This window comes from Thioclava indica, from assembly GCF_000714545.1.
GTDB lineage: Bacteria > Pseudomonadota > Alphaproteobacteria > Rhodobacterales > Rhodobacteraceae > Thioclava > Thioclava indica.
In genome coordinates this window covers 13,425-29,112 of record NZ_AUNB01000033.1, presented here as the reverse complement: position 1 = coordinate 29,112, position 15,688 = coordinate 13,425, and the positions used below count along the sequence as shown (strand labels likewise).

14 protein-coding genes are annotated in these 15,688 nt (G+C 61.0%); 4 read left to right on the top strand and 10 right to left on the bottom strand.

The features are described from left to right. The first annotated feature begins 157 nt into the window (after positions 1 to 157). From lipA to DT23_RS11385, 4 genes are all read left to right on the top strand, one after another. Positions 158 to 1,108, top strand: a complete 951-nt coding sequence (gene lipA / locus DT23_RS11400) for a lipoyl synthase (protein WP_038131360.1) — start codon at positions 158 to 160, stop codon at positions 1,106 to 1,108. Positions 1,109 to 1,175: 67 nt separating this feature from the next. Continuing rightward, a complete protein-coding gene (locus tag DT23_RS11395) occupies positions 1,176 to 2,186 on the top strand; it encodes a zinc-binding metallopeptidase family protein (protein ID WP_038131341.1) in 1,011 nt (336 codons plus the stop codon). Between the two features lie 171 nt (positions 2,187 to 2,357). Continuing rightward, positions 2,358 to 3,791, top strand: a complete 1,434-nt coding sequence (locus DT23_RS11390) for a cytochrome ubiquinol oxidase subunit I (RefSeq protein WP_156023934.1) — start codon at positions 2,358 to 2,360, stop codon at positions 3,789 to 3,791. 12 nt (positions 3,792 to 3,803) lie between these two features. After that, positions 3,804 to 5,141, top strand: a complete 1,338-nt coding sequence (locus tag DT23_RS11385; RefSeq protein ID WP_205618236.1) for a cytochrome d ubiquinol oxidase subunit II — start codon at positions 3,804 to 3,806, stop codon at positions 5,139 to 5,141. A 55-nt stretch (positions 5,142 to 5,196) separates the two neighbouring features. Here DT23_RS11385 and DT23_RS11380 read toward each other — a convergent pair whose 3' ends face one another. The 10 genes from DT23_RS11380 to dusA all read right to left on the bottom strand — a co-directional run bounded on the left by DT23_RS11380 (position 5,197) and on the right by dusA (position 15,479). Further along, positions 5,197 to 5,475 (bottom strand): putative quinol monooxygenase, encoded by a 279-nt coding sequence (locus DT23_RS11380; RefSeq protein ID WP_038131340.1) that lies wholly within the window; start codon positions 5,473 to 5,475, stop codon positions 5,197 to 5,199. Positions 5,476 to 5,567: 92 nt separating this feature from the next. Continuing rightward, positions 5,568 to 6,014, bottom strand: coding sequence for a DsrE family protein (locus DT23_RS11375; RefSeq protein ID WP_038131338.1), 447 nt, complete (start codon positions 6,012 to 6,014; stop codon positions 5,568 to 5,570). Between the two features lie 350 nt (positions 6,015 to 6,364). Continuing rightward, entirely contained in the window at positions 6,365 to 7,930 is a 1,566-nt protein-coding gene (guaA, locus tag DT23_RS11370) for a glutamine-hydrolyzing GMP synthase (RefSeq protein ID WP_038131337.1), read from the bottom strand. Between the two features lie 55 nt (positions 7,931 to 7,985). Then, a complete protein-coding gene (locus tag DT23_RS11365) occupies positions 7,986 to 8,234 on the bottom strand; it encodes a hypothetical protein (RefSeq protein ID WP_162177233.1) in 249 nt (82 codons plus the stop codon). A 291-nt stretch (positions 8,235 to 8,525) separates the two neighbouring features. Continuing rightward, positions 8,526 to 9,434, bottom strand: a complete 909-nt coding sequence (locus tag DT23_RS11360) for a glycoside hydrolase family 26 protein (protein ID WP_051697241.1) — start codon at positions 9,432 to 9,434, stop codon at positions 8,526 to 8,528. Between the two features lie 31 nt (positions 9,435 to 9,465). After that, positions 9,466 to 11,280 (bottom strand): glycosyltransferase family 2 protein, encoded by a 1,815-nt coding sequence (locus DT23_RS11355; protein WP_051697240.1) that lies wholly within the window; start codon positions 11,278 to 11,280, stop codon positions 9,466 to 9,468. Beyond that, positions 11,274 to 12,290, bottom strand: coding sequence for a UDP-glucose 4-epimerase GalE (gene galE / locus DT23_RS11350; RefSeq protein WP_038131334.1), 1,017 nt, complete (start codon positions 12,288 to 12,290; stop codon positions 11,274 to 11,276). Before galE ends, DT23_RS11355 begins: the two co-directional genes overlap by 7 nt. Next, entirely contained in the window at positions 12,287 to 13,327 is a 1,041-nt protein-coding gene (locus DT23_RS11345; protein WP_081847128.1) for a UDP-glucuronic acid decarboxylase family protein, read from the bottom strand. The genes galE and DT23_RS11345 overlap by 4 nt, the downstream gene beginning before the upstream one ends. A gap of 288 nt (positions 13,328 to 13,615) precedes the next feature. Further along, positions 13,616 to 14,431, bottom strand: a complete 816-nt coding sequence (locus DT23_RS11340) for a sulfite exporter TauE/SafE family protein (RefSeq protein WP_038131333.1) — start codon at positions 14,429 to 14,431, stop codon at positions 13,616 to 13,618. Positions 14,432 to 14,450: 19 nt separating this feature from the next. After that, positions 14,451 to 15,479, bottom strand: a complete 1,029-nt coding sequence (dusA, locus tag DT23_RS11335) for a tRNA dihydrouridine(20/20a) synthase DusA (RefSeq protein WP_051697239.1) — start codon at positions 15,477 to 15,479, stop codon at positions 14,451 to 14,453. Between the last annotated feature and the right edge of the window lie 209 nt (positions 15,480 to 15,688).

The following is a 15,688-nucleotide window of genomic DNA, read 5'->3' as shown; positions in this document are numbered from 1 at the left end:
CCCCCCCCCCGGAGTATTTATGGCTAGATGAACAAGCGGGTCGCGCCAGAGCGGAAAGATGCGCCCGGTGCAAAGCCGCCTTGTCATGCGCTGTGTTTGCATCGCGCCTGCAATCGGCCTATGTGAGAGGGAACCTGCAATCGCAAAGGGACGTCCTATGCGCGATCTCAAAATGCCCGGCGACCGTCATCCCGAAAAGGCGCATCGCACCAATAATGCCCAGCCCAAGAAACCCGACTGGATCCGCGTCAAGGCGCCGGTCTCGGAAGGGTATAAGAAAACCCGCGAGATTTTGAAGACCAACAAGCTGGTCACGGTTTGCGAAGAGGCGGGTTGCCCCAATGTCGGCGAATGCTGGAGCCAAGGCCACGCCACGATGATGATCATGGGCGAGATCTGCACGCGGGGCTGTTCGTTCTGCAACGTCGCGACAGGACGTCCCGATGATCTGGACCTGTTCGAGCCGGGCCGTGTCGCCCATGCGGTGCAGACGCTGGGGCTGAAACATGTGGTGATTACCTCGGTGGATCGCGATGATCTGGACGATGGCGGGGCGGAACATTTCGCCCAGACGATCCGCGCCGTGCGCCACCGTGCGCCGGGTACGACGATTGAAATCCTGACCCCCGATTTCCTGAAATGCGCGCCCGAAGCGCTGGAAAAAGTGGTCGAGGCGCGCCCCGATGTGTTCAACCACAATCTGGAAACCGTGCCCGGTCTGTATCCCGGTGTGCGCCCCGGTGCGCGCTATTTCCACAGCTTGCGCCTGTTGCAACGGGTGAAGGAACTTGATCCGGCGATGTTCACCAAATCGGGCATCATGGTGGGCTTGGGCGAGCAATCCCATGAGGTGCGCCAGGTGATGGATGACATGCGCTCTGCCGATGTCGATTTTCTGACCATCGGGCAATATCTGCAGCCCACGCCGAAACACCATGCGGTGGAGCGGTTCGTGACGCCCGACGAGTTCAAAGCCTATGAGAAAGCTGCCTTTGGCAAAGGGTTCTTGATGGTCTCGGCAACGCCCCTGACGCGTTCCAGCTATCATGCGGGCGATGATTTTGCGCGCATGCGGGACAACCGGATGGAAAAACTCGGGCGGGTTTGAGGGCTGAGGGACCCGGCGTGTCGCGGGCCGCGTTACACCCTGCACCTCTTGCCTGAAAGGCCCCTTGATGCAGCGTTTTCATTGCCCCGCCTGCGCCAGCGAAATCTGGTTTCACAACACCGATTGCCTGCATTGCGGGACCGGGGTGATCTGGCATTCCGAAACGGGTGGCGGCTCGTTTTTGCAATTGAGCCCAGAGCGCCGGCATTGCGCCAATCGCGGCGTGATCCGCTGTAACTGGGAGGCGATGGCGGGGCAGGATCTGTGCCGCTCTTGTCGCCATACCACGGTTGTGCCCAATCTCTCGTTGCCGGGCAATGATGTGAAATGGGCACGATTCGAGACGGATAAGCGCGCGCTTCTAGCGCTGCTGGACGCGCTGGGGTTGCCCCTTGAAGATGCCAGCGGCGCGCCAAGCCCGCGGTTCGAGTTTCGATCTGATCCGATAGATCCATCTGCGCCGCGCGTATTGACGGGCCATGCCGACGGGGTGATCACGCTCAATATTGCCGAGGCAGATGATGCCGAGCGCGAGCGTATCCGCACCCAGATGGGTGAGCCTTACCGCTCGCTGCCGGGCCATTTGCGCCACGAGGTCGCACATCATTTTTGGCAGGTTCTGGTGCAAAACGACCCGCAACGCCTGCAAGCGATCCGCAATGCGTTTGGCGATGATCGCGCCGATTATGGCGCGGCCCTGGCGGCGCATTATCGTAATGGCCCGCCCGCTGATTGGGCGCAGTTCTATGTTTCGGCCTATGCCTCCTCCCACCCGTGGGAGGATTTTGCCGAAAGCTGGGCGCATGTGCTGCATCTGCTCGATGGGCTGGAAACCGCGACCGCCTATGGGTTGCTTGGCCCCACGGGGCTGCCCAGCGATGCGGGCGCGCTGCTAGGCGTTTCGATGGAGCGCCTGTCAAAGCCGTGGATAAACCTCTCGATTGCGCTCAATGCGGTGAATGCGGCGATGGGTCATTCCAGCTTTTATCCCTTCGTTTTGCGCGCCCCGGTGATTGCCAAGCTCGAGGCCATCCGGTCGCTGATTTCGCAAGCCGGGCAGGGCAATGGGGCCTCTTGAGCGCATTTCAAGATCACGACGCTTCACAGGGCCGCGAGAGGGCTGCGACAAACTGGCCGTTTGCGTGGACCTGGGCTGCGCGCGGGCTATCCCCATCTTAGCGCCACCGTGCGGGTGGCCGCTATCGCGCCAAATCGCGATATCTGCCCTCTCGTTCGGACCTTGCCCAAGATGGAAACTACTTTCGCCGATTTTATGGCGCGTATCGACTTCGCGCTAATAACGAGTCTTCACATCATCTATCCGCCACTTACCATTGGCCTCTCGCTACTAATCTTCTTTTCCGAGTGGCGCTGGCTGCGTACCGATCAAGAGAAATGGTATCGCCTGACGCGGTTTTTCGAAAAGCTGTTCATCATCAATTTCGGCGCGGGCGTAGCCACCGGGGTCACGATGGAGATGGCTTTTGGCATCCTGTTCGGGCCGTTTTCCACTGCCGCTGGGCCGGTGTTTGGGCATATGCTGGGCTTTGAGACGATCACCGCCTTTATGTATGAGGCGGGGTTTGTGGGGCTGATGATCTTTGGCTGGCACAAGATCGGGCGCAGGATGCACCTGTTTGCGACCTTCAACGTCGCCTTGGCCTCGCTGCTGTCTGCCTTTTGGATCGTGGCGGCCAATAGCTGGATGCAAAGCCCGGCTGGCGTGAAAATGGTCGGCGGGCAGTTTCTGGTCGGCAATTGGCTGGAGATCATCTTCAACCCCGACTCGATGACCGCGATCCCGCACATGATTGTGGCCTGTCTGGAACTGAGCCTGTTCTTCGTGGCGGCGGTGTCGGCGTGGCAGTTGCTTAAACAGCGTAATGTCGCGGTGTTTGCGCCTGCGTTGCGCCTTGTTTTGCCCGTTATGCTGATTGTCGCGGCGGGGCAAATCTGGATCGGGGACAGCCTTGGGCGCACCGTGGCGCATGAGCAACCCGCAGCCCTTGCCGCGATGGAGGGGCATTTCAAAACCGATAACCCCGATGGCTCGCCCAACACCAAATGGAACGTGGTGATGTGGCCCAATGCGGATAAATCCGACACCGTTTGGGCGTTCGGGATTCCGCATGTTCTAAGCGTGCTGGAGGATCATAAATGGGTCAGCCGCGTGCCCGGTCTGGATCAGTTCAAACCGGAAAACCGCCCGCCTGTCGTCGTGCCGTTTTATTCGTTCCGCGTGATGGTGGCGATCGGGTTTGCGCTGTTTGGCGTGTCTGCTTGGGGGCTGTGGTTGTTGCTGCGCGGACGTCTGGCCAATCGCAAGATCTCTGATTTCGAAAACCGCTGGTTCCTGCGCGCGGTCCTGGCCTCGGCGTTTTTGCCCTATCTGGCGATCTGGACGGGCTGGTGGACGCGCGAAGTGGCGCGCCAACCCTGGGTCGTTTACGGGCTGATGACGGTGCATGACGGGCGCTCGCAGCTTAGTGCCGCCGCCGAAGTCGTGTGGTTCATCGGCTTTGCGATCTTCAGCTTTGGGGTGTTGTTCGCAACCGCCTATTTCCTGTTCAAGGTGATCGCGAAAGGCCCGGATATGGAGACCAAAATCCCGCGTGAGCGTGATGAGGATCACCAAAGTCTGGGCACTCTGCCGCCCATCGAAACCGCCGCAGACGCGCAATAAGGAGCGATGACAATGCAATTTTCTCGTATGATCAAGACGCTTCTGGTCGCGCTGTCGCTGATGCTCAGCCTTGCCGTTGCGCCTGCATTTGCCCAACAGGACGCGCCCGCCGGACATGAAGGCGTGCCCAGCGTGAAAGGCACGCAAGCGCCCGCCTTGCCCGGCTCCGGCGGGTTCTGGAGCGCGCAATCGCAGACTGAATCCGTGCCGTTGTCGTTTCATCAGTTGCGCGACAAGGTGCAGGCGACGGACCCCGAACTGAGCGCTGGCCAAAAGCACGAGCTGCTACGTAACGCTTTGTATGAGCACAACATTCTGGCGCTGGCTTGGGGTGTTGCACTGGCGTTGAGCGTGACGATCTATCTGATCCTTGACGGCGCAGATCTGGGGGCGGGGATTATCTCGCTGTTTTATGGCGATGATCAGACGCGCGGGGCGATCATGGCCTCGATGGCAGGCACGTGGGACGCCAATGAGACATGGCTTGTGGTCGCAGGCGGGATCTTGTTTGGCGGTTTTCCGTTTATTTACGGATCTGTGTTTCACTACCTGATGTTGCCGCTGATGGTCATGCTGCTCGGGATCATGCTGCGCGCGGTCTCGCTGGAGTTTCACCACCACGCCGCGCGCTCGCAGCGGTTCTGGGGGCTTGGTTTTGCCGCAGGCTCGCTGGTCGTGGCCTTTATCATCGGCGCGGCAGGGGGCGCGGTTCTGGACGGGGTGCAACTGACCCCGCGCGACGTGACCTATGCGGGCGGCGGCACGGTGCTGGAATTCACCGGCGGCGTGTTTGACTTTATCAGCCCGTTCTCCATCTGGACCGGGATCGTCGGGGTGATCACCTCGGTTTTTGCCGGGGCGCTCTATCTGCGCGCGCGGTTCGTGCATGACAGCCCCGTGCGCACCGATATGAAAGACTGGGTGAATGGCAGTTTTATCGCGCTGGTGATTGCCTCGCTGATCACGCTCGCATGGATCTGGCTGCGCTTTCCTTGGGCGGCAGAGAAATGGACCGGCCCGTGGATCTGGGGCTGGGGGGTGATCGCGGCGTGGATCTTGTTCACGCTGTGGAATATCTGGGATTCTACGCAGCGCGAGAAAGATGTCGCGGCGATGGTGTGGTATGCGGTGATGACGGGGTCGTCGCTTGGGGCGATGGCGCTGACCGTCTATCCGTGGCTCGTGCCGGGCACTTGGACGGTCTATGACGCGGCCGACCCGTCGTTGTCGCTGGTGGGCTTTACCGTGGCGATGGGCGGGTTCATCCCGGTGATCTTGATCTACAACTGGTATCAGATTTGGGTGTTCCGTGACCGGCTATCCGCACTGGGCGCCTACGATCACCATTAAACAATCGCGGCCCCGAGAGAGATTTCGGGGTCGTTTTCTAAGCGGGCTCGTCCGGTCAACTATGTTGCGAAATCTCGTAATCGCGCGCGATCCCAGCGGAGACTTGGCCCCAATGCGAGGCTTTGGTGCGCGCCTGATGGGTCTCAAAATCTGCCCGCGTGGCAAAGCGTTCGTGCAACTCCCACACCAGCGGATCGCTTGATTGCGTGACCTCAAAATGCTCACAGCCCGGCTCAAGATGGGTAAGACGGATATGTTCGGGCAGATGGGTGCGCACGATTTGCGCCTGCGTGTCATCATCGCAAATCAGGCGGCCCGTGAGGGTCAAAGGCATGGCAAAGCTCCAACAAATGAAAACGCCCGGCGCGGCGCGGGGCCGTCCGGGCGTCAAAGCTAGGCGATTAGATGCGCCTGTGTCGAGCCTGATCAGAAACTCATGACGGTGGTGTCATCGGCGATCAGCTCGGCCCCCATCACGTCAGGCTTGGCCGCCGTGACGCCATCCATCAGCACCGAGGCATCCGCCCCTTTGCCGGGCAGGTAAATCGCGCAGACCTCGGCCTTAACATTTTGTTTTTCAACCATCATCTTAAGCAACCCCTGCGGGCTTGCCCCTTTCGGTGCCTGTCCGGCAGTCGCGCTTTCGGGAGCCTCTTTCAGCGCGATATCGGCTGCGGGACCGCAAAGCAGCACCTGCGCCTCGGCCCCTTTGGCCACCGCATTCATCGTCAGAACCATCGCCATAAGCTGCGTCTGCGGCTCGGGGGCGGTGAGGATGGTGATCAGTTTCCTCTGACCCTCCGCAGCTGCAGGCAGCGCAGCGAGCGTGAGGGCGGCAAGTGAAAAGGTCGTGGCTAGAAGGGTCTTTTTCATCGAATTCTCCCGTGTCGATCGACTGAATGTCAGTGGTAACGCGGGTTCAATATATATCGCGGATGCGTGATTGCGTCTGAGGCAGGTTGCCGCGCGACGCATGCGCGCAGCGGCGAGATTTCGCCTGTCGGGTGAGGGGCGCTGCCCCCGCCTGCCGTGCAGGCTCCCCCGGGATATTTTTCAAGAGCGAAGATGGGGCGGCACGTTTCGGATGTCGCTCTTGAAAAATATCCCGGGGGTGAATGGCGCAAGCCAGAGGGGGCAGCGCCCCCTAGATTACGTCGCCTCGGGCGTTCGCAGCTAAATTCCTTCCACTGGAAGGAATTTGCGGCCCGTCGGGCCGCCGCTGCTCACTCCCATTCAATCGTGCCGGGGGGTTTGGAGGTGATATCGTAGGTCACCCGATTGATGCCCTTGACCTCGTTGATGATCCGCGTCGCCGTTTCGCCCAGGAAATCATGGCTGAACGGGTAGTAATCGGCGGTCATGCCATCGACCGAGGTCACGGCGCGCAGCGCGCAGGCGAAATCATAGGTCCGCCCGTCGCCCATCACACCGACCGTGCGCACCGGCAGAATCGCCACAAACGCCTGCCAGATTTCGTCATACAGACCATGTTTGCGGATCTGGTCGATATAGACCGCATCGGCTTTGCGCAGGATTTCCAGCTTTTCGCGGGTGATCTCACCGGGGCAGCGGATCGCAAGGCCGGGGCCGGGGAAGGGGTGGCGGCCGATGAAGCTCGCGGGCAGGCCCAATTCATGACCCAGCGCGCGCACCTCGTCCTTGAACAGCTCGCGCAGCGGCTCAACCAGTTTCAGACCCATCTTTTCAGGCAAGCCGCCGACATTGTGGTGCGATTTGATCGTCACCGAGGGGCCGCCAGAAAACGACACCGATTCAATGACATCGGGGTAAAGCGTGCCCTGCGCCAGATACTCGGCATCCTTGATGTCATTAGCGTATTTCTGGAACACGTCGATGAACAGCCGCCCGATGGTCTTGCGCTTTAGCTCGGGGTCGGAAACGCCCTCAAGTTGGCCCAAGAACAGATCGCTTTCATCGGCCGCGATCAGCTTGATATTGTAGTTGTCGCGAAACATCTTGACCACTTCCGTGGCTTCGTTCTGGCGCAGCAATCCGTGATCGACAAAGACGCAGGTTAGCTGATCGCCAATCGCCTCATGCAGCAGGATCGCGGTGACCGAGCTGTCCACGCCGCCCGACAGACCGCAAATGACATGCGCGTCGCCCACCTGTTCGCGGATCTGGCGGATCGCCTCGTCGCGATAGCCTGCCATCGTCCAGTCGCCCGTAAAGCCCGCATCGCGTACGAAATTCTCATAGAGCGTCGCGCCATTGGGCGTGTGATGCACCTCGGGGTGGAACTGCACGGCGTAAAAGCGGCGGCTCAGATCGGCGGTGATCGCGTAGGGCGCGCCCGGCGAGGTGCCGTACACCTCAAATCCCGGTGCCAGACGGCTGACGTGATCGCCATGGCTCATCCAGACTTGTTCGCGCCCGGTGCCATCCATGAACCAACCCTTGAGCAGGTCGATCCGGGTTTGCGTCGGCGTCACGTAAGCGCGGCCAAATTCGGCTGTATGGCTTTGACCGGCCTCAACCAGACCGCCGAGATCTTGCATCATGACCTGCTGGCCATAGCAGATGCCAAGGATCGGCACACCCAGTTCATAGGCACTCTTGGGCGGGCGCGGCGATCCCTCACGCGTCACGCTATCAGGGCCGCCCGAAAAGATGATCGCCATCGGGGCGAAGTCTTTCAGGAATGCGTCGGTGACGTTCTGATAGGGGTGGATTTCGCAGTAGACATTGAGTTCGCGTAGGCGACGCGCGATCAGCTGCGTAACCTGAGACCCAAAATCGATGATGAGAAGGCGCTGGTGCTGTGTCATATCTTGCCATTAGGGCGCGATGACGGGGAAGGCAAGAGGGGCGCGCGCCAGAAACTCAGCGTTTATAGCAGCGCGAGCGCGATCCGAACCCTGCGGGCGAGCAGACATAGCTGCCATTGCCCAAGGAGCGGGCTTGCGCGGTTTGGGTCGGGGCCTGTGTCTTGGTGCGGCGCGCCGAGGCGAGCCAGTCAAATCGGGCGGCCCCCTTACCGGCAACGGTTTTCACCGCGATGCGGGGCGGGTTCAGCGTCATGACAGCGGATTGCTGTGCGACACTGGGCGCGGCGATCAGGGCAATGGACATAGCAATACACACCGCGCCAACGCGTTGGGAAACCTTGGAAATCGTCATTCTGCTCAGCCTTTCTTGCGGTCTTCACACCCATCCCGGGACGTGTAGGAACGGTTCTCCGTTCGCATTTAACGCCTGAATGGTTGAGAAAAGGCTAAGCGTCAATAAGGGCACTGCCGCAGCGGCAAGGGGGCAAAAGCTTGGCAAAACGCAAAACGGCGCGCGCAATGGGATTTTGCGCGCGCCGTCAGTCTCTTATGCTCTATCTAGCGTATCGGCGGATTGTCGCCACTAACGCTGGTGTTATTTCAACACCTGATTCTTGATGCGCCAATCGGGCGTGCCAAATCCCTCGGGCCAGGGATACACTTCGTTCTGGTTGAAATAGACCGCACCGACCAGATTGGGATAGGCGGGCTTTTCGACCCGCACGCTGTCTTTCCACAAATCGACATAGGCCTGATCGCCGACATAGCCGAGCTCGGCCACCACCACGGGTTTGCCAAAGGCCGCAGCACGTTCATAGCGGGGCGCGAAAATATCATCAAAGCTGCGATCCCCGCCATATTTCGCCTGATCCCATGCTTGCAGCCCGAACACCGACAGCCCTACGAGATCGACAAAATCATCGCCGGGGTAGTATTGCGCCATGCCCTCATCGCCCAGCGGCGACCACATCAGGTTGATATTTGGCGCCGATTGTTTGCACAGACTGGTCATGCGCCGATAGGCCGAGATGTAATCCTCGGGCGACCAACCCGCCCAGATGAATTGACCGCTTGCATCATCCATCTCATGGGCAAAGCGCAGCGTCACCGGGCTTTGCAAGCCCCCGAGCACGTCGCAAACGGCGGTCATATTGGCATCATATTCGCCCCGCTCAATGCCCCGGCGCAGATATTGCGCGGTGTTGCGCTCCGAGCGTGACCATGTCCAAGGTTCGAGCGTCACCAGCAGCGCGCGGCCCCGCTCTTTGGCGTAGGTATCGGCGTCGTTGAGCGAGGGCAGATAGACATCCTCCCAAGGCAGAAACAGGTGCTCGATCACGACCGGAGTCTTCTCGGCAAAATCGCCATCGGGATCATAAACGCCAAAGGGCAGGGTGCCCGGAGGCACCTCGACAGGCCCCGCCTGTGCCGCCAGTGCCGTAAGTGAAACCGCCAGCGCGCCAAGCGCCGTGCGCCAGTGAGAAATTCGGTATGTCTGTACCATTTACGTCCCCTCCTGTTTTTCTTCAGCCCGATCAGGGTGTTGACCAGCCCGGAGATATTTTAAACTGTGCCTTGCCCGGCGCGCCCATCCCCGCGCCAGAGGCAACATATTGCACCCGCGTCAGATGCACCGGTTCCAGCCCGATCAGCAGCGCGTGCAGGCTTTCTTCGCCCCGGCTTACCAGCGCGCCCAGCGTCATCGCGCCAATCACCGCCAGCGTGGCAAACTGCGCGGCCAGATCGTGGCTGGCCCAATTGCGACGTGCTTGGCGTAGCGGCTCGGCGATGGCCAAAGCCAGCAGCGTCGCAAATACCGCCGCATTCAGCAGCGACAGCAGATAGAACCCGCGCGCCTCGCCTGCATCCGCAATCAAAAGCACCGGCAGCAGCGCGCCAATCGCCAAAGCAGCATACACCATCAGCATCTTTCGCGGTAGCTTCGCCTGCGTGGCCTCGCCCTTTGGCGTGATGCGGAAATCGACAAACTGGCCGCTGATCCGGTCGCGCATCGCCATCACGCAGCCCCAAAGCACCCAAGGCCATTGCATCATCGGGAACAGCATCCGCTCCCATCCGAGCACTTTTGCATCCTTGGGGCGCAACAACCCGTCGGCGCGCAAACGATAGGCAAATGCGACCAGCACCAGCCCCGCAGGCAGCGCATGGGCGAGAAATTCGGGGAAGGTCACATTGGCAAAGCGGGTGCCAAAGCTGAGCGCGGCAATCGGCATCAGATACATGCAGCCCATCACCAGCGCGAAAATCAGATACCAGCTTTGACACAGCAGAAACAACACGCGTAGGCGCAGCGGCAGGGTGCGCAGATAGCGCCGGGTATGGGCCAGCAGCAGCGTCATCAACGAGCGCGACCACTGGAATTCCTGCGTCACCAGATCGGGCAGGGTGGCGGGGCCATCGCCAATCGCGATCGCATCAATCGCATGCACCCCGCGCCAGCCCGCAGCAGCGATCAGCATCGTGGTCGAGTGATCCTCGGCCAGATCGGGGCCAAGCCCGCCCGCCTGTTTCAGCGCCCGCGTGCGCACCGCGTAATGCGAGCCGATGCACATCGGGGTCAGCACGCCGCTATAGCCCGCCTGCAACATGCCGTGAAAGGCGGCCTCGGAATGCAGGCGCGCGCGTGCGGCCCAACTGGATTTGGCATTGGCCGCACAGATTGAGGGCGCGCTGACATAGCCCACCGTGTCATCGCTGAACGGGCGCAGCATTTCGCGCAAATATCCGGGTTGGGGGACGTGATCGGCGTCAAGCTGGCTGACGATATCATAGTCGCGATAGCCCCAATGGTCGTAGAAATAGGCGAGGTTGCCCTCTTTGCAGCGGGTGCGGCGTGGCCATGTCGGGCGGTGATACTCGGCCACGTTTTGACGGCTGGAAATGCGCACGCCATGCGTTTCACACCATGCGCGGGTGGCGGCGTCGGGGGCCTCATCGGCCAGCCATGTGTCATGTGGGTAGTCCTGCGCCAGCATCGCCTCAAGCGTGGGGCGCAGCACGGAAAACGGCTCGGTCGGGGTTTTCGTCACGATCATCGCGACGCGCCAGCGCGCGGGGTCGGGATCGGGCGAGGACGCGCGGCGGGCATTGAGCGCGATGGTCAGGAAATAGGCCTGCATTGCGCTCAGCCAGATGAGCGCTGCCGTGATCAGCGTGAACCGTCCCCAGCCGATTACATGGACCGGATCAAGCCACCAAAGCCAGAACCACGCCGCCGCCACAATCCACGCGCCAAACAGCGCGCGATAGCGCAACGCCTGCGCGGAACTGAGCAGCGGGGCGAGATGGCCTTGCGCCTGGGCCCTGCGGGTTTCGCGCCGGATCAGCATGAGGCCACCCCGCGTTGGTTTTGCGCGCTCAGCCCGAACCACGGCGCGGCATGGGCAATCATATCGTCCAGTTCGCGATAGGCGGGGGCAAAGCCGATCAGCTCGGCCGCGCGGGTGGGATCGGCGGTCAGCTCGGGCGGGTCGCCTTCGCGCCGTGGCCCAAATCGCAGCGGCACGCCGCGCCCTGTGACGCGCTCGACGGCCGCGACCACGTCAAAGATCGAAGCGCCCCGACCGGTGCCCAAATTCAACGCGACATTCTCGCCGCCACCCTCAAGGTGATCGAGCGCACAAAGATGGGCACGCGCAAGATCGCTGACATGGATATAATCGCGAATGCAGGTGCCATCGGGTGTCGCGTAATCAGTGCCAAACACCTGTAGCGGGGGACCAAGACCTGCCGCCGCCATAAGAGCCAGCGGGATCAGATGGGTCTCGGGGGCGTGACGCTCGCCCAGATCGCCCTCTGGATCCGCGCCCGCCGCGTTGAAATAGCGCAGGGCGGCATAGCGCAGCCCATGCGCTTTGGCCGCATCGCGCAGCATCCATTCGCCGATCAGCTTCGTGCGCCCGTAAGGGTTGATCGGGTTTTGCGCGCTGTCTTCGGTGATCGGCAGATGCGCGGGCGTACCATAGGTTGCACAGCTTGAGGAAAACACGATCCGCTTGCAGCCCCCCTCCAGCATGGCATCCAAAAGCGTGCGCATGCCGTTCACATTCACATCGTAATATTCCAGCGGATCGCGCACGCTTTCCCCGACATAGGCGAGGGCGGCGAAATGGATCACCGCGTCGATGCGCTCATCGCGCAGCGCTTGCGCCAGACGATCAGGGTCGCGGATGTCGCCGGTGATCAGCGGCCCCCAGCGCACCGCATCGGCATGTCCGCGCGAGAGGTTGTCATAGGCGATCGGCAGCCGCCCGGACTGTGTCAGCACCTTGCAGCAATGCGACCCGATATAGCCCGCGCCGCCAGTGACCAGCACCCGCTCTACACGCCAGATACTCATGCGAAGGCGGCTTCCTGCGCCGCTGGCTGGCCCAAAATCTGGGATTGGAAATAGGCGATGGTGGGCACCAGTCCGGCACGCAGATCGACCTTGGGCTGCCAGTTCAGCAGCGTGCGCGCGCGCGTGATATCGGGGCGGCGCTGGCGTGGATCATCCACGGGCAGATCGCAATGGATCAGCTTTGATCGCGACCCGGTCATCTCACAGACCACCTGCGCGATTTGCGCCACCGAGAATTCCACCGGATTGCCCAAATTGACCGGGGCAGGGCCGATATCGTTGTTTTCCATCAGCGCGTGCATGCCATCCAGCAGATCATCGACATAACATAGCGAGCGTGTCTGCTCTCCTGCACCATAAAGCGTGATCGGCATGCCTTGCAGCGCCTGCATCACGAAATTGGACACCACGCGGCCATCTTCGGGGTCCATGCGCGGCCCGTAGGTGTTGAAAATCCGCATGATGCGAATATCGGTGCCATAGGCGTGGAAATGGTCGTGAAACAGGGTTTCGGCAGCGCGTTTGCCCTCGTCATAACAGGCGCGCGGGCCGAATGTGTTGACCTGCCCGCGATAGCTTTCAGATTGGGGCGTGATCTCGGGATCGCCATACACTTCCGAGGTCGAGGCCTGCAAAATCCGTGCGCCTTTGCGCTGCGCCAGTTCCAGCACATTCATCGCCCCGATGACCGAGGTCTGGAACGTGTGGATCGGATCAAGCTGGTATTTCGGCGGCGAGGCCGGGCAGGCAAGATTGTAAATCCGCTCGATGCAGCCATCAATTTCAAACGGCACGATCACGTCATGCTTTACAAAGGCGAAATTGGGATGGCCGCGCAGATGGGCGATGTTTTCAAGCCGCCCCGTCAGCAGGTTATCAAGGCAAATGACCCGATGCCCTGCCGCCAAAAGCCGCTCGCTCAGGTTGGAGCCCAAGAACCCGGCGCCGCCGGTGATCAGGATGCGGTGTTGCTTGGAACGGTCCTGTTTGGAACGCACTGGAAAATACGGCGCAAAAATGCGCGGAACTTCACTCATAGTCCTCCCTCCCCACTGGAAGAACAGCACGTCTCAGCCACGCCGCTCGATTGCGAGCGCGTCCGACCCCGGCGCACAAGATGTCGGGGAGTGCCTAGTTATGTGCTTGTTCTGCAAGCCTAAGCGCAAGGTTGGGGGGGGCTCAAGAAAATGTGAGGAGGGCGGCCAAATTCTGACCGCTTGGGCTACATAGCCTTAATTAAATATTAACCGCTTGATCTGCCTGCCTAGCCCATTAGAGCGTCAGGCTGCCTTAAAATTGGGCAATATACACAGCGAATCGGCGTCTTAGAGGAACGCTTTGCGCAGCATGTTCAGCGCGACCAGCATCAGGAAAACGGCAAACACCCGTTTGAGCTTTTTCGGATCCAGCTTATGGGCCAGCGCAGCCCCCATCGGGGCTGTGATCATGGTCATTGCGATCACGATCAGGAAGGCGGGAATGTTGATCGCCCCGATTGACCCCCAAGGCGCATCAGGCACCGGCGTCAGCAGAAATCCAATCGCCGAGGGCAGGGCGATCGTCACGCCAAACCCCGCCGAGGTCGCTACAGCACGGTGAATGGGCACGCCGTGCAGCGTCTGCATGGGGGTGCCGATCGAGCCACCGCCAATTCCAAGCAGCACCGAAAGAAACCCCATCAACGGCCCGAACCATGCGCGAAACCAGCCCCCCGGCAAGCCGTCGGAAATCCGCCAGCTCGATTTGCCAAACATCATGTAGCTTGCAATGATAAAGACGAGGATCGCAAAGATGATCTGCATCGTGCTCGTGCTCAGTTGATGCACCACCAGCACGCCAATCACAGCGCCAATCGCAATCGGCACTACCCATTGGCGCAAGGTTTGCCAATCGACCGCGCCGCGTTTGCTATGCGCCAATACCGAGCGGATCGAGGTCACGATGATGGTGGCCAATGATGTCGCGACGCAAACCTGCATCAGATCATCCGAGCCATAGCCCAGCCCGCTGAACAGGTAAAAGAACGCAGGCACCAGAACGATGCCTCCGCCCACACCCAGCAGCCCGGCCAGAACGCCCGCGAACGCCCCCACTGCCATCAGGATCGCGACAAGCGGCAACAGCAGGGACAGATCGGGCATGGGCGCAAACTCCTAGAGGTTACGCCTCGTTAGCCTGCTCACGCGGGGCTGACAATGCGCTCTCGAAAAGTTCAAGGCCCGCACCGTCGCGCGTGGCCCCTTCCGACAGGATCTGGCGAAAGCGGCGCGCGCCGGGCTGGCCGTGAAACAGGCCGAGCATATGGCGCGTGATCTGATGCAGCCGCCCGCCGTTTTCCAGATGATGCGCGATATAGGGTTTCATCGCCTCTGCCACCGCGAAGGCATCGGCGGGGAGGCCATCGCCCCAGATCGCGGCATCGGCGGCCCCCAGCGCCTCCATCGGCTGATGATAGGCCGCGCGCCCGATCATTACGCCATCCAGCCCCTGCGCCAGCTCTGCCTGCGCCGCCGCAAGCGTGGCAATCCCGCCATTGATCGAGAGGTGAAGCTGGGGAAATGCCGCTTTCATGGCATGCACCAGCGCATAATCGAGCGGCGGGATTTCGCGATTGTCCTTGGGCGAAAGCCCCTGCAACCACGCCTTGCGCGCATGGATCGTGACGCGGCGCACCCCGGCGGCAGCGATTTTGGATAGGAAATCAGGCAGCACATATTCGGGCGTCTGGTCATCCACACCGATGCGGCATTTCACTGTGACCTCAACGGGTTGCGCGGCGATCATCGCGGCCACGCAGTCTGCCACCAGATCGGGCGATTTCATCAACACCGCACCAAACGCGCCCGATTGCACCCGATCCGAGGGGCAGCCGCAGTTGAGATTGATCTCATCATAGCCCCAATCCGCCCCGATCGACGCCGCCTGCGCCAATTGCGCCGGGTCCGAGCCGCCCAGTTGCAACGCTAGGGGATGCTCGCGCGCCTCAAAGCCCAGCAACTTGTCGCGATCGCCGTGAATGACCGCAGGGGCCGTGACCATCTCGGTATACAGCAGCGCATTGCGCGAAATCGCACGATGAAACATCCGGCAATGACGATCCGTCCAGTCCATCATCGGGGCAACGGCCAGCCGCGCGGCGCTGTCGAGCGTCGATTCCTTTTGAGTCTCTGGCTGTCCTGTTTCGGTCATCGTCCCGGTTTTCTCCGAATATTTGCCCCGTTGCGCATGCGGTCGCGCAGGCGTGATAAAAGGGCGTGGCCCGCGCGCCGCTCGTTTAGCACCGCTTGTCGCGTAGTTCTATGGCGGAGGCTTTCGGCGAAAGGAATCGCTTGGAAATTTGGCGCTTGGTTTGTGGGACTCCGAAATGCGGGCCTAAATTTGACCGATCATAAAAAAAC